Below are 16,059 nucleotides of genomic sequence, written 5' to 3'. Positions count from 1 at the left end.
GCGGCAAGGGAGTGAAGCCCCAGGAGCTTACTCAAGTAAGTGACTGGGGTGAGGGAGTGCAGCCAACGCAGATGCAGCTTCAAGTATGACGGGTAAATTAGAAAGTAATCTTGTGGCGACCAGCGAGGGAATGCGAAAGCGTAGTGCCATCAACCATTTCCAACTCACCACCTACCGGCACGCCATGCGCGATACGGCTGGCCTCAACGCCATATTGCCCACACAGTTCGCCAATGTAGTTAGCGGTGGCTTCACCTTCAACGGTTGGGTTGGTGGCAAGAATCAGTTCTTTAATGGTTTCCGTCGCCAGGCGCTCTTCAAGCCGTCCTAAACCGATGTCGTCCGGGCCAATGCCATCAAGTGGCGAAAGGTGTCCCATCAGCACAAAGTAACGCCCAGAGAACTGGCCAGTCGCTTCGATAGCGTGGATATCCGCAGGCGTTTCCACTACACAAATCTGGCCATTTTCCTGCCGGCGAGGGTTCGCGCAAATGGCGCAAATTTCTTGTTCGGTAAAAGTACGGCAATCAGCGCAGTGGCCGATTTCAGACATGGCGCGGGTCAGCGCCTGAGCAAGGCGCATTCCGCCGCTGCGATCGCGTTGCAAAAGTGCAAACGCCATACGTTGGGCTGACTTCGGGCCAACACCTGGCAGGCAGCGTAGGGATTCCATAAGGGCGGTAAGTAAAGGGCTGGTTTGCATCGCTCAGACTTCTGAAAAAAGAGTGGGCCATAGCCTAACATTAGCCCCGCGGGCGGGTATAGAAAAAGATATCCCCCTGCGCGATGCCTCGCACAAAGGGGATTTTATTACGCTAATTTCTGGCCAAAATTCCCCTGATTAAAATCATCGATAGCTTCTTTGATTTCTTCACGGGTATTCATGACAAATGGCCCGTAACCGACGACAGGTTCATTGAGCGGCGCACCGCTCAGCACCAGTACCACGGCGTCGTTATTGGTTTCAAGCATCACGCCCTCACCTTTCGCATCCAACACGACCAATTGCGCCTCACGAACCACTTCCTGCCCATTAACCTCTACGGTGCCTTTGAGTACCACCAGAGCGGTGTTCCAGCCATCTGGTAGTGTCAACTGAGCAACGCCATGCGCATTCAGACGCATATCCAGAATGCTCATGGGTGAATGGGTTTGTGCCGGGCCTTTGTGCCCAAGGAACTCACCTGCAATCACACGTGTCTGCCCGGCGTTATCCGGCAAATCAACGACCGGAATATCTGCATCAGTGATGGACTGATAGTTAGGCGGCGTTGATTTGTCTTTTGCCGGCAAGTTGACCCACAGTTGCACCATTTCCAGGGTGCCGCCCTTCTCACTAAAAGCCGGTGAGTGGAACTCTTCGTGCAAAATGCCACTACCTGCCGTCATCCACTGCACATCACCCGGGCCAATCACCCCGCCGCTACCCGTTGAGTCGCGGTGCGCGACTTCGCCTTTATAGACGATGGTGACCGTTTCAAAACCGCGGTGCGGATGCACATCAACGCCACGTTGCCCTTTGTTGCTTGGTTTAAAATCAGCTGGCCCTGCGTAATCCAACAGCAGGAATGGGCTGAGCTGTTTTTCAAACTTCGAATAAGAAAACAGTGAGCGAACCGGGAAGCCATCGCCCACCCAGTGGGAAGCCGGTGCTGAATAAACGCCAAGAATTGATTTCATCGTTATCTCCATTGAGTGTCGATTTCTGTTGGGATAAAGCTTACTCATAAGACGAAATGCCCAGTAGACTCTGTAAATGAACTCAGTGTTCCATATACAGGACAATTACAATGCAAGATCTCAACGACCAGTGGTATTTCGTGCAAGTGGTAGATAACGGGGGATTTTCTCCGGCTAGCCGCGCAATAGGCATTCCTAAATCTCGCCTAAGCCGCCGCATCACTCTGCTGGAAGAAAACCTGGAGACTCGACTCATTCAGCGTTCAACACGCAGCTTTACCGTAACAGAAGCCGGGCAGATTTTTTATCGCCATTGTAAAGCGATGATTATTGAAGCCGAAGCTGCGCAGGAAGCAATTAACACGCTGCGTGCCGAACCACGCGGGCTGATCCGCCTGACATGCCCGATTGCTCTACTGCATGTGCACATTGGAGACATGCTGGCACGGTTTATGTCGCTATACCCACAGGTTACGGTGCAGCTCGAGGAGACAAATCGTCAAGTCGATGTGTTGAACGAAAACGTCGATCTCGCGGTGCGAGTTCGCCCACTGCCACTGGAAGATAGTGACCTGGTGATGCGTAAACTGGCCGATCGCGGTATGTGTCTGGTCGCCAGCCCCGCATTGGTTAAATGCTTTTCACAACCAACGTCACCTGCCGATCTTCAGCACTGGCCGAGTCTGGCGCTATCTAAACCACAGCAGGTTTATCGCTGGTGCCTGTTTGGGCCGGATAATCAAGAAGTGACGCTGCACCACAAACCACGCTTTGTCACCACCGATATGACTGCACTACGGGCAGCAGCACTCGCAGGCGTAGGGATTGTTCAACTGCCAATATTGATGATTAACAAACAAATACAAGATGGGAGTCTGGTGCATTTATTACCGGAATGGCGAGCGAGGCGGGAAGTCATTCATCTGGTATTCCCTTCGCGGCGCGGCCAGTTACCGGCAGTCAGGGCGCTGATTGATTTTCTGGTAGAGAGTTATGCGGCGTTTGATGAGGAGTAAAAAAAATGGCGACACAAAGTATCGCCATTTTGTCGTGCATTAGAATGGCATTTTGAAGCCTGGTGGCAATTGCATGCCACTGGAAACACCAGCCATTTTCTCTTTCTGCGCTTCGCCAATACGACGAGCAGCGTCGTTGAAGGCCGCAGCAACCAAGTCTTCAACCATTTCTTTATCGTCTTCCATCAAGCTTGGATCGATTTCCACGCGACGGCAGTTGTGTGCGCCGTTGATAGTGACTTTGACCAGACCCGCGCCAGATTCGCCAGTGACTTCCATTTGGGCGATTTCTTCCTGAACCTGGGCCATTTTTTCCTGCATCTGCTGGGCTTGCTTCATGATGTTGCCCAGACCGCCTTTTCCAAACATAGTCTTCTCTCTTTTGCTCGGGCCGACTAATCGCACGTTACGATTAACGGCTATCAGGGTTTACAACAAACCGGTGTAACCGGCTTATCAAATAGGTCGAATACTGTCTTCATCCAGTTCCGCGTCGAAGTAACGGCGCAGTGTCTGGATGTTGTTATCAGTAGTTATAGCTTCCCGCGCTTGCGCCAGCTTTTCTTCATAAATAGCCTGACGCCACTCAAGCGGGGTACGTTGTGCGAGATTATCATCTTCAATAATAGTCAGCTCAACAGTTTCGCCACTAAAAGTACTCATCGCATCCACCAGCGTTTTCTGCGCTGACGGTGAATTCAAATGCCGTAACGCCGGACGAAGGTGTAAACAAACCCGATTGCCGTCTTGTTCTTTCCAGGCATTTAGCGCCAGTTGCTGCACTAATTTCGGTAACACCAGTTGGCTAATTTCAGCCGCCCAACTATCGCGTTCAATAGCTTCCAGGGCAAGTTTCTGCGCCAGCTCAGGCGTTTTCTCATGCTCCAGCGCAAGCTTTAATGCTTTGGGTGTCGCGACCGGTTCTTCAACGACATCAGAAACGATTTGCGACTTCCAGCGATAGGCCTCTGGCTTCTGCGCTGGTTTTTCTTCTGTTGCTGCAGGCCGGGACTGAATGCGCTCGGTCACCGAGGCTAAACGTTCCAGAGCGGTAGTATTTTTTGCCGGCCGCGCTAGATTTGGCGCTGCCGGCTCATTCTTTTTTGCTTTATGGGTTCCCTGCTGGCGTATGAGCTGTGTTCGCGCTTGCAGCACCTGGCTAGTAGTGTCCGGCAACGGTGTTTCGCTTTGCCGTTGTGGCGGTGCAGTTTGCAGGCGTTCCGAAACCGGATTAACCACCGGAATACTCGGCACCTGTCGTGGCAGCTCAGGTTCCGGCAATGGTTTACGCGGGTGGAATGCCAGAGCACGCAGCAAAGTCATCTCAATGCCCATACGGCGATCGGGTGCCCAGGACAGCTCTTTGCGGCCAATTAATAAGGTTTGGTAATAAAGTTGGACTTCAGCTGGTGGCACAACGCGCGCCAGTTCACGCATACGTTGTTCAATGGCGGCCATGTCGCTGCCTAGAGCGGCAGGAGTCAATTGCACCATCGCCACGCGATGCAGCAAGCTCAGCATTTCCACCAGCAGAGCTTCCCACTCAACACCCCGCCCGGCGGCTTCATTGAGCAAGCTCATCACGCGTTCGCCATCGGCCTGCACCATCGCTTCTATTAGCGAAAGCGCCTGATCGTCGTCGAGTGTACCGAGCATAGTGCTGACGGCGGCGGTTGTTACTTGCCCATCACCGCTGGCAATGGCCTGGTCGGTGAGGCTTAACGCATCTCGCAGGCTGCCGTCTGCGGCGCGGGCCAACAGTTGCAGCGCACGCATTTCGCTGGGGATTTTTTCTTCGCCAAGAATGTGTTCCAACTGATGGCGGATTTGTTCAACATCCAGCGCTTTCAGGTGGAATTGCAGACAACGAGAAAGAATAGTGACTGGCAGCTTTTGTGGATCAGTCGTCGCCAGCAAGAATTTGACGTGCGAAGGTGGCTCTTCCAGCGTCTTCAACAATGCGTTGAAGCTGTGGCGGGAAAGCATGTGCACTTCGTCGATAAGATAGACTTTGAAGCGACCACGCGCCGGTGCGTACTGAACGTTGTCCAGCAAGTCACGGGTATCTTCTACTTTGGTACGCGAGGCGGCGTCGATTTCAATCAGATCGACAAAGCGACCTTGTTCGATTTCGCGGCAGTTATCGCACACGCCGCAAGGGGTGGCGGTGATGCCGGTTTCACAATTTAGCCCTTTCGCCAGCAGGCGAGCGATGGATGTTTTACCCACGCCGCGCGTCCCGGAAAAGAGATAGGCGTGGTGGATTCGGCCCATGGATAAGCCATTAGCCAGGGCAGTCAGCACGTGTTGCTGGCCGACGACATCAGCAAAAGTTTGTGGCCGCCATTTGCGGGCTAAGACCTGGTAGCTCATTCGAGATAGGCTCTACATCGCGGGTGTGAATTGGGGGGTAATGCTAACATAAGCCCCACCCGATGGGCGAGGCTTCTCATTGATGAGGGTCAGCTGAACTCAGTGACCAGGGAAAAGTACGAGGCTGTAGCTTTTCACGCCCATTTTTTCCAGACGCTGTTCACCACCAATATCAAACAGATTGATGATAAACGCAGCATCAGTCACTTCACCACCAAGACGGCGGATCAGTTTCACTGTCGCTTCAATGGTGCCGCCAGTTGCCAGCAGATCGTCCACAACCAGAACTTTGTCACCAGGCTCAATAGCATCAACGTGGATTTCCAGTTGATCAGTGCCGTATTCCAGTTCGTAATTTTCAGCGATAGTTTCGCGTGGAAGTTTGCCCGGCTTGCGTACTGGCACAAAGCCAACGCCTAATTCCAGCGCAACCGGTGCACCAAATAAAAATCCACGCGCTTCAGTCCCCACCACTTTAGTGATACCGGCGTCTTTAAAGCGTGAAACTAATAATTCGATGCTGGTGGCGTAGGCTTTCGGATCTTCAAGCAAGCTGGTAACGTCACGGAATAAGATCCCAGGCTTTGGGTAGTCTGGAATGCTTTTGATGCTGTTTTTCAGATATTCAAGCTGCTGCGCAGTCGCGGTCATAATTAATGCCTGCTAAAAACATGATTCTAACAAAGCACGTGACAGGTTAATAAGTGAACCATTGATGATTCATTAATCAGTCATACCGTGCTCGAAAACGGTCGAATTTACTGGCTGGCACCAACAATTGCAACCACTGCAAATGCGGTTTATGGCTTTTGTTGCTTTTCGTCAATTACCGGCATACGCCACATAAAGAACAGCAGCGCGCACATCATCATTAATAATAGTAGTCTGACCCAAAGAATGTTGACCAGGTAAAGGGACACAGCAAAGGTTATTACGATGAAAATCAAAGCCCTTGGCTTAGCTCCCGGTGGCAGTGCACGATGGTCCTGCCAGTGGCGGATATAACCGCCAAACCATGAGCGGTACAATAACCAGTGGTGAAAGCGCGGCGAAGAACGAGCGAAACACCAGGCCGCCAGCAGCAAAAACGGGGTTGTAGGAAGTAAAGGCAAAACAACACCTACGGTCGCAAGGACTACCGCCAACCAACCAATGATGATTAAAATAGTCCGTTTCATTCCCTATTCCGTCAATAATCCGGCACTTGAACACGTGCAATACTGGAGAGTCATTTTGTGAAAACCGCCTCGCTGTTACAAGCTTTGGATGCTCGCGTCGCGGAACTCGCGAAAGCCATTGCACCAATCTCGTTGCAACGCGCCTCGCAAGCACGCTTTGATCGTAAGCTATTTTCTACTCACAGCACGCAACTAAAAGATTATCTGATCGAAGTTCAGGCAAATCTCGCACAATTACAGCTTAGCGTGAAAGTCGGTAAAACAGAGCAAGTTGCTTATCTTGCAGAAAAACTGGTGGCACAAATCGCGGCTTTACAGCGTGAACTTGCGACCTGGCAGATGCGTAAAAACGATCCGCAGCCGCCGGTTGCCGAAAACCTGTATGAGAAGCTCTCGACTCATCAGGATTATGAGCGCCGCCTCCAGAGCATGATCGGTGATCGTGAAAGCCAGCTTTCGATTCAAACCACACTGGCCGGGCAACAAAAAATCCAGAAGGAAATTGCTGCACTTGAAGGTCGCCTGCAACGCTGCCGCCAGGCTGTGGCGCGAATTGAGCGCGCCATCGAACGTCGGGAACGTGGGCTAAGCTAACTAGAATGAATGCGGGTTTACTACAGGGAGGAAAGCAATGGGACTGTTTGCCTGGTTAATTATTGGTATCCTGGTAGCCGGAGCCGTGAAGATGCTGCGCCCAGCAAGTAGCGGGGCATTTTCAATTGCCGCTGTTATTGCAATTGCAGGCGCTCTTATCGGCGGTTATGTATGTGCCATTTTTAGCATTGGCACTCTGACAACGCTTGAGCCACGCGCACTGTTAGCTGCCCTTGTAGGATCGCTGTTATTTCTTTTTTTATTTCGCAAATTACGGATTAACTAAATGTCGCTCGATAACGCACCAGAGGAAGTGAAATTGGCTGTCGATTTGATAATGCTGCTGGAACAACATGAAATCCCGGCAGAAACCGTACTCGCAGCACTTGAGATTGTCCGCCAGGATTTTTTGCGTAAGCGGGAAGAAAACACGTCCCGCTAATTTTTACTGCGCAGGAAGAATGTCGCCGCCATTTGATTTGCCATTGTTATCGCGTTTTACTTCTGTCAGTTCATCGCCTTTATCATTGCGCAGATGCACTTCCAGTTGGTTGAAGGCGATATTAATGTCATTTTCACGACACAAACGATCGATAGTCCGGTTCAGCTCATCAACGGTGTAACTGCGATCGCGCAACTCACGCACATACAGACGTAACTCATGATCCAGAGTACTTGCGCCGAAAGTGGTAAAGAACACTGTCGGTTCAGGATCATGCATCACTTTCGGATGCTCATGCGCCGCTTTCAGTAAGATCTCTCGCACTTTATCAAGATCAGATCCGTAAGCCACACCCAGGCGGATCACCACGCGGGTAATGGTGTCAGTCAGTGACCAGTTGATCAGGCGTTCCGTCACAAACGCTTTGTTCGGGATGATCACTTCTTTGCGATCAAAGTCAGTAATCGTCGTGGCACGGATGCGAATTTTGCTAACGCTACCGGAGAAGGTACCGATAGTCACCGTATCGCCGATACGCACCGGGCGTTCGAACAGAATAATAAGACCGGAAACGAAGTTACCGAATATCTCCTGTAAACCAAAGCCTAAACCAACCGACAAAGCCGCCGCTAGCCACTGTAATTTATCCCACGATACGCCGAGCGAGCCGAAGATGGTCATCGCACCGACAGCAATAATGACATAGTTAAGAATGGTGGTGATGGCGTAAGAAGCACCCTGGCGCATTTGCAGGCGCGAAAGCACCAGCACTTCCAGCAAACCCGGTAAGTTGCGAATCAACACCCAGGCTACAGCAAATGCAATTAAGGCAAACAACAGGCTGCCCATGGTGACATTTTTCACCACTGCGACACCGGCTTCAGAACCGTTATAGTTCCACAGCTGGATGCTATCGAGATAACCAAAGACCCCGAACAAATCTGACCAAATGGTGTAGAACACGAGGGCAAACAGAGCGAACAACGCAATGATTGCCAGACGCATGGTTTGCTGGTTGATTTGGTCGAGCGCCAACGGAGGCTCTTCCACCGGCTCACCGCCTTCAGCGCCCTCTTTCACTAGATGTTCACGGCGCGCAACCGCACGACGATAAGCCATACGACGTGCCGCAACACTTAACCCGCGCAAAACGGTCTGGTAAACAAGGTTCCAGATAAGAATCAGATAGATGGTTTCAATCCAGCGTCCCGCAAGGCGCAAGGTGGTATAGAAATACCCCATTGCTGTCAGCACGATTAGCACCACAGGCACCACGCCCATAATCGTGACGGTAAACAACTGCATGGTATGGTTGTTTTTGTTGCGCCAGTTTTCACGGCACATTGGGAAGACCAGTCCGGTGATAAGCAACAAGTTGAAGAAAATAATCAGTTGGCCTAACGCATCTTCAACCAGATGCAGTGGAGAACGTTCACCAAGTACCGACCAGAATAACAGCGGCAATAATGCACAACCAAAGCGCACCAATTGGCGGCGATAATGGCTGCACAACTGTGGCTGCATATTAAAGTGCCTAACGGCAACACCACCGGGCGAAAGCACCTGGTAGGTTAGACCAAAGACTAACCATGACAACGAAAGCTGCTTACAGAACGCCAGCATGGTTTCGCTGATGTTCATGTCCATACCAGCAAACGCCAGTCCGATGGAGTAGATGATCAACGCGCCGGGGAGCACTTTAACAAATGTCAGCGCGATGGCCTTTGGCGTCAGTAATTGGCTGTCATTACGCAATTGCCCAACGCGGCTCGCCTGCTTCTCCAGATAGCGGTCTATCGCTTTGAAGCGCCAGCGGATGATTCCTGCGAGTAACAGAGCTGGAATCATCAATAATAGAATCGCGAGAATTTTTAGTGAGTTATCGGGCCATTTAAAGGTGATATGTGAGCTTTTAAACTGATCGCGTAACGAAGAGGGCAGTGATTTCAGCCAGTCCCAATCCATCGGTTTATTACTGGTCACCCAGAAAATTTGCTCCGTCAGTATTTGGTCGAGCGATTTCGTTACGTTTTGCAGTTGCTGCTGGTTGTTTTGCAAATTGATTGCCAGCATTAACTGTATGCCGAGCTGTGTATTCAACTTGTCGAGCAATTCGCGGCGAGTATCCAGAATTTGTAACAATGCATCATGAGCTTCAGGAGTGACATCAGCTTTATGGTTATCTTCAATTTTCGCAACCAGTTCGTCTGGCTGGAATAGCGCGTCACGTTGCTGGTTCACATCAAACTGTTCGAGACGAATATCCGCAATACGATTGGTCAGATCTTCAGTATCTTCCGCAGACGGCAAGTTTTGTTGCTGCTGTTGGTAAAGAATGCGTGACAGCAGCAAGCTGCCTTTCAATACGGCGATCTGCTCTTTCAGGTTACGTTCAGATTGCAGCGCACGATCCAGCGTGTTTTTAATGCGGATACTCGACGGCATCATTTCATTGGCATGCTGAGTTGCGTCAATCAGACGCTGGCTCAACTGATGGTTGATATCCAGTTCCTGTTTCACCAACGGGTTTTGCTGGATTTTAACGGTATCTTCAGAGTCTATTGCGTCTTGTGCAGTCTGCTGCGTCAGGGTTAAACGCTTGCTACTAGCCACTTTCTGCATGATCTGGAGGGTGGCCTCTAATTGATTGATATGCGCGTTGGTGTAGTCACGTTGCTTTTGCAGCGCATCTTGCAAAATGGTGTTGCCTTTGAGGCTATCGCGCTGTTGATCCAGTTGCGCGTTCAGCAAGGCCTGCTTGGCTAACAACAATGTTTGCTGGCTCGGGCGCATGTCCGCAGCACCAGGTGTTACGCCATTCAAGCGATTACGTATCGCTTCAAGCTGGGTTGATGCCGCGGTCATAGCATTCTGCACGCGCTCTGGCTGCGTTTGCAGTGATATCAGCTGGCTGTTCCAGGTGGCTAAATCGCTTTGCGAATTCTGTAGTTCAGTCAGCAAATCACTTAAGCGGGATTCGAGCTGACGCAAACTCATCGCTTCGATTTCCGCTTCTTCATTAGCAGGATCGTTTTGCCGGTTTTTAAGCTCGTTCAATGCATCAGTCGCTTTACGTAGCACCTTCGGTGCTTCAGTAACTTGCTGATGGAGTTTTGCCGTCTCATCCTTGACCCGGTCAATCTTATCTAAAACTTCAATAGTTTCACTGAGATCTTGTTGAGTGAGCTTATCATTTGGAGACAGCGTCTTTTGCTTATTGAGCGCAGACAACTGGTTTTGAATTTCATCGCGGCTCGGGAGGTCGCCACTGTTTTTCTGCGCCCAAACAGGCTGCACCAATACACAAAACAGGCTGACGAATGCAATAAGCAATAACCGGGCAGATACGCGGCGTGAATACAATGAACACAAGAGTTGTGGCATAGTTTGACTGTGTTTGAGAACAGGCCGAAGGATGGCGAGTTAAAGACGAAATACGTGCCGTCAGATTAGCACGTCTTTTCGGAAAAGCCTTGGTCAACTATGTTCAGATTCACCCGAATAAGCACATTTTTATTAAGGGTTCGCTCGCAGAGTTGGGCAGGTTTGGAACATTTCCAGCAAAATAGCGACGTAGTCTTCAGCCAATCCATGAAGGTCAAAGCTATCTGGAGCGACCAGCCAGTTTTCGATTAAGCCGGTAATGTAACTGCGAAGTAAGATGACCGCGTAAGGAAGGCGTAGGTTTTTCGGTAGCATTTCAGCATCAATGCAACGCTGCAAATTGCTCTCAATTCTCTCGTTTCCTTCCATATAAAGCTCACGTCTGGCCTGCCGTAAAACCGCCAACTCTCCAACGAATTCACATTTATGGAGGATAATTTCTGTCATTAAGCGACGCCGCTCATCCGTGACGGTTGCCTGTAATATGTAAATTAACAACTCTCTGACAACAGAAAGTGGATCGTCAGGAAATTTTGCCCGATACTCAGTCTCTAAGTCACCAATACTGGATTCAGTTAGCTCCCAGATTTCATTAAACAAATCCGACTTATTTTTGAAATGCCAGTAGATTGCACCACGGGTGACACCAGCCGCCTTTGCGATATCCCCCAGCGAAGTTGCAGAAACACCGTGTTGGGAAAACAAGCGGATTGCAACATCCAATAGATGTTGGCGAGTCTCAAGTGCTTGTTGTTTGGTTTTTCGTGCCATAAGTAGGTGAAAATAAGGTAGTTAGATTTACATACATTTGTGAATGTATGTACCATAGCACGACGATAATATAAACGCAGCAATGGGTTTGTGGACATTTTTTCCATTGAACAACTTTGAAATCGGACACTCGAGGTTTACATATGAACAAAAACAGAGGGTTTACGCCTCTGGCGGCCGTTCTGATGCTCTCAGGCAGCTTAGTGCTTACAGGATGTAATGACAAAGAGACAAAACAGAGTGCGCCGCATACCCCAGAAGTGGGCGTGGTGACTTTGAAAAGTGCTCCTTTGCAGATAACCACAGAGCTTCCTGGCCGTACCAGTGCTTATCGTATTGCAGAAGTCCGCCCGCAAGTAAGTGGCATTATTCTGAAACGTAACTTCGTAGAAGGAAGTGAAATTCAGGCCGGCGTTTCGCTGTACCAAATCGATCCTGCAACTTACCAGGCTGCGTATGACAGTGCTAAAGGCGACCTCGCCAAAGCACAGGCAAGTGCCAACATTGCTCAGCTGACGCTAAAGCGTTATCAGAAACTTTTGGGTACTAAGTACATCAGTCAACAAGACTACGACACAGCACTTGCCGACTCTCAACAGGCAAACGCTACTGTTGTTGCAGCTAAAGCCGCTGTTGAATCCGCTCGCATTAACCTCGCATATACCAAAGTGACTTCACCTATCGGTGGGCGCATTGGTAAATCTTCTGTCACAGAAGGTGCGCTGGTGACCAGCGGCCAGGCGACTGCGTTGGCGACTGTTCAGCAACTCGACCCGATTTATGTTGATGTTACCCAATCCAGCAATGATTTCTTGCGCCTTAAGCAAGAGCTGACAGATGGCAAACTGAAACAAGAAAACGGCAAAGCTAAAGTCCAGTTAGTGACTAACGACGGTATCACCTTCCCACAAGAAGGCACTTTAGAATTCTCTGATGTGACTGTTGACCAGACCACCGGTTCTATCACTCTGCGAGCTATCTTCCCTAATCCAGATAAAACCCTGTTACCGGGCATGTTTGTCCGCGCGAAACTGGAAGAAGGCACCAATCCAAGTGCGCTGCTGGTACCACAACAAGGTGTGACTCGTACACCACGTGGTGAGGCATCTGCACTGGTCGTTGGACAAGATGACAAAGTAGAAGTGCGCAATATTACCGCAGCTCAAGCTATCGGTGATAAGTGGCTGGTAACCAGCGGGTTGAAGGATGGCGATCGCGTTATTGTAACCGGTTTGCAGAAAGTGAAACCCGGTGTTCAGGTGAAAGTGCAGGAAGTAGCGGCAGAAAATAAAGGCCAGGATCAACCAGCCGCTGGTGCACAGTCTGAACAATCGAAGTCTTAACTTAAACAGGAGACGTTAAGACATGTCTAATTTCTTTATCGATCGCCCCATTTTCGCTTGGGTGATCGCCATCATTATCATGCTGGCAGGGGGACTTGCGATCCTCAAACTGCCGATTGCGCAATATCCCACGATTGCGCCACCGGCTATCGCCATCACCGCCGTATATCCCGGCGCAGATGCTGAAACCGTCCAGAATACCGTGACGCAGGTTATCGAACAGAACATGAACGGTATCGATAACCTGATGTACATGTCTTCGAACGGTGACTCCACGGGTACGGCAACCATTACCCTGACGTTCCAGTCCGGTACCGATCCGGATATCGCGCAGGTGCAGGTACAGAACAAACTGCAGCTGGCGATGCCGCTTCTGCCGCAGGAAGTTCAGCAGCAGGGCGTGAGCGTTGAGAAAGCGTCCAGTAGCTTCCTGATGGTTGTCGGTGTTATCAATACCAACGGCACCATGACGCAGGACGATATTTCCGACTACGTTTCCGCCAACATGAAGGATCCTATCAGCCGTACTTCCGGCGTGGGTGACGTTCAGCTGTTCGGTTCTCAGTACGCCATGCGTATCTGGATGGATCCGAATAAACTGAATAACTTCCAGTTGACGCCTGTTGACGTTATCAGCGCGCTGAAAGCTCAGAACGCCCAGGTGGCAGCCGGTCAGTTAGGCGGCACACCACCGGTGAAAGGCCAGCAGCTAAACGCGTCTATCGTGGCACAGACCCGACTGACCAACGCGGACGAATTCAGCAAAATTCTGCTGAAAGTGAACCCGGACGGTTCGCAGGTTCGTTTACGTGACGTCGCAAAAGTTGAGCTCGGGGGTGAGAACTATGATGTTATCGCCAAGTTTAACGGCCAGCCGGCGTCCGGTCTGGGGATCAAACTGGCGACCGGCGCGAACGCGTTGAACACCGCCGATGCGATCCGTGAAGAACTGAAACGCATGGAACCGTTCTTCCCCGCAGGGATGAAAATCGTCTACCCGTACGACACCACTCCATTCGTGAAAATCTCGATTCATGAAGTGGTGAAAACGCTGGTTGAAGCGATAATCCTGGTGTTCCTCGTCATGTATCTGTTCCTGCAGAACTTCCGAGCCACGCTTATCCCGACCATCGCCGTACCGGTTGTATTATTAGGCACCTTTGCGGTGCTTTCCATCTTCGGCTACTCGATAAACACCCTAACGATGTTCGGGATGGTGCTCGCCATCGGCCTGCTGGTGGATGACGCCATCGTGGTGGTGGAAAACGTCGAGCGTGTAATGGCCGAGGAAGGCCTGCCGCCGAAAGAAGCGACCCGTAAATCAATGAGCCAGATTCAAGGCGCACTGGTCGGTATCGCCATGGTGCTGTCAGCCGTATTTATTCCGATGGCGTTCTTCGGGGGTTCCACCGGGGCAATCTATCGTCAGTTTTCCATCACCATCGTTTCGGCGATGGCGCTCTCGGTACTCGTGGCGTTGATTCTGACTCCTGCCCTGTGTGCCACCATGCTGAAGCCGATTCAGAAAGGCGGTCATGGCACGCACAAAGGGTTCTTCGGCTGGTTTAACCGCATGTTTGATAAGAGCACGCACCACTACACCGACAGCGTAGGTAACATTCTGCGCAGCACCGGTCGTTACTTGCTGCTCTATATCATCATCGTCGTCGGCATGGCCTATCTGTTCGTTCGCCTGCCAAGTTCATTCTTGCCAGACGAAGACCAGGGCGTATTCCTGACTATGGCGCAACTGCCAGCAGGGGCGACCCAGGAACGTACGCAGAAAGTGCTCGATGAAGTGACCGATTATTACCTCAACAAAGAGAAAGCCAACGTTGAGTCGGTGTTTGCGGTTAACGGCTTCGGCTTCGCCGGTCGTGGGCAGAACACCGGTATCGCGTTCGTTTCTCTGAAAGACTGGAGCCAACGTCCAGGCTCAGAGAACAAAGTTGAGGCGATTACTGGTCGGGCAATGGCTCACTTCTCGCAGATTAAAGATGCAATGGTCTTTGCCTTTAACCTGCCCGCGATTGTTGAACTGGGTACTGCAACCGGCTTCGATTTCCAGCTGATCGATCAGGCAGGCCTTGGTCACGAAAAATTGACTCAGGCGCGTAACCAGCTGTTTGGCGAAGTGGCAAAACATCCGGATATGCTGGTCGGCGTACGTCCTAACGGTCTGGAAGATACGCCGCAGTTCAAGGTCGATATCGATCAGGAAAAAGCACAGGCGCTGGGGGTGTCCATTAGCGACATCAATACCACGCTGGGTGCCGCCTGGGGTGGGAGCTACGTCAATGACTTCGTTGACCGTGGACGTGTGAAAAAAGTTTATCTGATGTCTGAAGCCCCGTACCGCATGCTGCCGAGTGATATTGGTAACTGGTACGTACGTGGCAGCGACGGGCAGATGGTACCGTTCTCCGCCTTCTCCACCTCGCGCTGGGAATACGGTTCACCGCGTCTGGAACGCTATAACGGTCTGCCATCCATGGAGATCCTGGGCCAGGCAGCTCCGGGTAAGAGTACCGGCGAAGCCATGCTGTTGATGGAAGAGCTGGCGGGCAAACTGCCAACCGGCGTGGGTTATGATTGGACCGGTATGTCCTATCAGGAACGTCTGTCAGGTAATCAGGCTCCTGCCTTGTATGCCATTTCTCTGATAGTGGTATTCCTGTGTCTGGCAGCACTGTACGAGAGCTGGTCGATTCCATTCTCGGTTATGCTGGTTGTTCCACTCGGTGTTGTCGGTGCGCTACTTGCTGCGACATTCCGTGGGCTAACGAACGATGTGTACTTCCAGGTAGGCCTGCTGACAACCATTGGCCTGTCGGCGAAGAACGCGATACTTATCGTAGAATTCGCCAAAGACCTGATGGATAAAGAAGGTAAAGGCCTGATTGAATCCACACTGGAAGCCGTTCGTATGCGTCTGCGTCCGATTCTGATGACATCCCTGGCGTTTATCCTCGGGGTAATGCCACTGGTAATCAGCTCCGGTGCAGGCTCCGGCGCACAGAACGCAGTAGGTACTGGAGTAATGGGCGGGATGGTTACTGCAACCGTACTGGCTATCTTCTTCGTACCTGTGTTCTTCGTGGTGGTTCGCCGTCGCTTCAGCCGTAAGTCTGAAGACATTGAGCACACTCACGCAGTTGAGCAGCACAAGTAAGATTTGTACTGCAATTAAAAGGCCGCGCAAGCGGCCTTTTTTATATCTGTCGTCTGATTTATCATATTAATTAATAATGATAGCTGCTGCCTTTTTCAACGAAAGG

General features: G+C 50.9%; 14 protein-coding genes and 1 other annotated feature. Of the genes, 6 read left to right on the top strand and 8 right to left on the bottom strand.

What is annotated here, in order from left to right; all coding sequences use genetic code 11:
* Nucleotides 1-97: 97 nt before the first annotated feature.
* The gene (gene recR, locus FH968_RS09435) at nucleotides 98-703 is read right to left on the bottom strand and encodes a recombination mediator RecR (RefSeq protein WP_139878897.1); all 606 of its coding nucleotides are present in this window, start codon (nucleotides 701-703) and stop codon (nucleotides 98-100) included.
* Nucleotides 704-810: 107 nt separating this feature from the next.
* Nucleotides 811-1,680 (bottom strand): pirin family protein, encoded by an 870-nt coding sequence (locus tag FH968_RS09430; RefSeq protein WP_139878896.1) that lies wholly within the window; start codon nucleotides 1,678-1,680, stop codon nucleotides 811-813.
* 110 nt (nucleotides 1,681-1,790) lie between these two features.
* Between FH968_RS09430 and FH968_RS09425 the strand changes: the two genes are divergently transcribed.
* Nucleotides 1,791-2,696: a LysR family transcriptional regulator gene (locus FH968_RS09425; RefSeq protein ID WP_139878895.1), complete on the top strand. Its 906-nt coding sequence runs from the start codon at nucleotides 1,791-1,793 to the stop codon at nucleotides 2,694-2,696.
* Between the two features lie 39 nt (nucleotides 2,697-2,735).
* Here FH968_RS09425 and FH968_RS09420 read toward each other — a convergent pair whose 3' ends face one another.
* The 4 genes from FH968_RS09420 to FH968_RS09405 form a co-directional block, all read right to left on the bottom strand.
* Nucleotides 2,736-3,065: a YbaB/EbfC family nucleoid-associated protein gene (locus FH968_RS09420; protein WP_034458087.1), complete on the bottom strand. Its 330-nt coding sequence runs from the start codon at nucleotides 3,063-3,065 to the stop codon at nucleotides 2,736-2,738.
* An 87-nt stretch (nucleotides 3,066-3,152) separates the two neighbouring features.
* The gene (dnaX, locus tag FH968_RS09415) at nucleotides 3,153-5,069 is read right to left on the bottom strand and encodes a DNA polymerase III subunit gamma/tau (RefSeq protein ID WP_139878894.1); all 1,917 of its coding nucleotides are present in this window, start codon (nucleotides 5,067-5,069) and stop codon (nucleotides 3,153-3,155) included.
* Nucleotides 3,756-3,820 (bottom strand) — a sequence feature (DnaX frameshifting element). It overlaps the preceding gene by 65 nt.
* Before the next feature lie 99 nt (nucleotides 5,070-5,168).
* Entirely contained in the window at nucleotides 5,169-5,720 is a 552-nt protein-coding gene (gene apt / locus FH968_RS09410; RefSeq protein WP_034458083.1) for an adenine phosphoribosyltransferase, read from the bottom strand.
* A gap of 149 nt (nucleotides 5,721-5,869) precedes the next feature.
* Nucleotides 5,870-6,247 carry a DUF454 family protein gene (locus FH968_RS09405; RefSeq protein ID WP_139878893.1) on the bottom strand — a complete coding sequence of 126 codons (378 nt, stop codon included), beginning with the start codon at nucleotides 6,245-6,247 and terminating at the stop codon, nucleotides 5,870-5,872.
* A gap of 57 nt (nucleotides 6,248-6,304) precedes the next feature.
* On the opposite strand from FH968_RS09405, the gene priC reads away from it, so the two are divergent.
* Genes priC through rsmS form a run of 3 tightly spaced genes read left to right on the top strand, consistent with a single transcriptional unit; the run spans nucleotide 6,305 to nucleotide 7,283 of the window.
* Entirely contained in the window at nucleotides 6,305-6,841 is a 537-nt protein-coding gene (gene priC, locus FH968_RS09400; protein ID WP_139878892.1) for a primosomal replication protein PriC, read from the top strand.
* A gap of 37 nt (nucleotides 6,842-6,878) precedes the next feature.
* The gene (locus FH968_RS09395) at nucleotides 6,879-7,127 is read left to right on the top strand and encodes a hypothetical protein (RefSeq protein WP_139878891.1); all 249 of its coding nucleotides are present in this window, start codon (nucleotides 6,879-6,881) and stop codon (nucleotides 7,125-7,127) included.
* Nucleotides 7,128-7,283: a pleiotropic regulatory protein RsmS gene (gene rsmS / locus FH968_RS09390; protein ID WP_139878890.1), complete on the top strand. Its 156-nt coding sequence runs from the start codon at nucleotides 7,128-7,130 to the stop codon at nucleotides 7,281-7,283.
* 3 nt (nucleotides 7,284-7,286) lie between these two features.
* On the opposite strand, the gene mscK is transcribed toward rsmS, so the two are convergent.
* Nucleotides 7,287-10,667, bottom strand: coding sequence for a mechanosensitive channel MscK (gene mscK / locus FH968_RS09385; protein WP_139878889.1), 3,381 nt, complete (start codon nucleotides 10,665-10,667; stop codon nucleotides 7,287-7,289).
* Nucleotides 10,668-10,799: 132 nt separating this feature from the next.
* A complete protein-coding gene (gene acrR, locus FH968_RS09380; protein ID WP_139878888.1) occupies nucleotides 10,800-11,438 on the bottom strand; it encodes a multidrug efflux transporter transcriptional repressor AcrR in 639 nt (212 codons plus the stop codon).
* A 143-nt stretch (nucleotides 11,439-11,581) separates the two neighbouring features.
* Here acrR and acrA point away from each other — a divergent pair, with 143 nt between their 5' ends.
* Both acrA and acrB read left to right on the top strand, forming a co-directional pair.
* A complete protein-coding gene (acrA, locus tag FH968_RS09375) occupies nucleotides 11,582-12,781 on the top strand; it encodes a multidrug efflux RND transporter periplasmic adaptor subunit AcrA (protein ID WP_139878887.1) in 1,200 nt (399 codons plus the stop codon).
* A 22-nt stretch (nucleotides 12,782-12,803) separates the two neighbouring features.
* A complete protein-coding gene (gene acrB, locus FH968_RS09370) occupies nucleotides 12,804-15,953 on the top strand; it encodes a multidrug efflux RND transporter permease subunit AcrB (RefSeq protein WP_139878886.1) in 3,150 nt (1,049 codons plus the stop codon).
* The last annotated feature ends 106 nt before the right edge of the window (nucleotides 15,954-16,059 follow it).

Origin of the sequence: Buttiauxella sp. B2 (assembly GCF_006376615.1) — a bacterium.
Taxonomy (GTDB): Bacteria; Pseudomonadota; Gammaproteobacteria; order Enterobacterales; family Enterobacteriaceae; genus Buttiauxella.
Note: the sequence above shows the minus strand (reverse complement) of the source record. Positions and strands in the feature narration are given on the sequence as shown.

What these genes read in the sequence shown, in the direction of transcription:
- FH968_RS09425 (WP_139878895.1), top strand. Translation starts at nt 1,791, where the DNA reads ATGCAAGATCTCAACGACCAGTGGTATTTCGTGCAAGTGGTAGATAAC.
- dnaX (WP_139878894.1), bottom strand. Translation starts at nt 5,069, where the DNA reads ATGAGCTACCAGGTCTTAGCCCGCAAATGGCGGCCACAAACTTTTGCT.
- recR (WP_139878897.1), bottom strand. Translation starts at nt 703, where the DNA reads ATGCAAACCAGCCCTTTACTTACCGCCCTTATGGAATCCCTACGCTGC.
- acrB (WP_139878886.1), top strand. Translation starts at nt 12,804, where the DNA reads ATGTCTAATTTCTTTATCGATCGCCCCATTTTCGCTTGGGTGATCGCC.
- FH968_RS09395 (WP_139878891.1), top strand. Translation starts at nt 6,879, where the DNA reads ATGGGACTGTTTGCCTGGTTAATTATTGGTATCCTGGTAGCCGGAGCC.
- rsmS (WP_139878890.1), top strand. Translation starts at nt 7,128, where the DNA reads ATGTCGCTCGATAACGCACCAGAGGAAGTGAAATTGGCTGTCGATTTG.
- acrR (WP_139878888.1), bottom strand. Translation starts at nt 11,438, where the DNA reads ATGGCACGAAAAACCAAACAACAAGCACTTGAGACTCGCCAACATCTA.
- FH968_RS09405 (WP_139878893.1), bottom strand. Translation starts at nt 6,247, where the DNA reads ATGAAACGGACTATTTTAATCATCATTGGTTGGTTGGCGGTAGTCCTT.
- acrA (WP_139878887.1), top strand. Translation starts at nt 11,582, where the DNA reads ATGAACAAAAACAGAGGGTTTACGCCTCTGGCGGCCGTTCTGATGCTC.
- apt (WP_034458083.1), bottom strand. Translation starts at nt 5,720, where the DNA reads ATGACCGCGACTGCGCAGCAGCTTGAATATCTGAAAAACAGCATCAAA.
- FH968_RS09420 (WP_034458087.1), bottom strand. Translation starts at nt 3,065, where the DNA reads ATGTTTGGAAAAGGCGGTCTGGGCAACATCATGAAGCAAGCCCAGCAG.
- FH968_RS09430 (WP_139878896.1), bottom strand. Translation starts at nt 1,680, where the DNA reads ATGAAATCAATTCTTGGCGTTTATTCAGCACCGGCTTCCCACTGGGTG.
- mscK (WP_139878889.1), bottom strand. Translation starts at nt 10,667, where the DNA reads ATGCCACAACTCTTGTGTTCATTGTATTCACGCCGCGTATCTGCCCGG.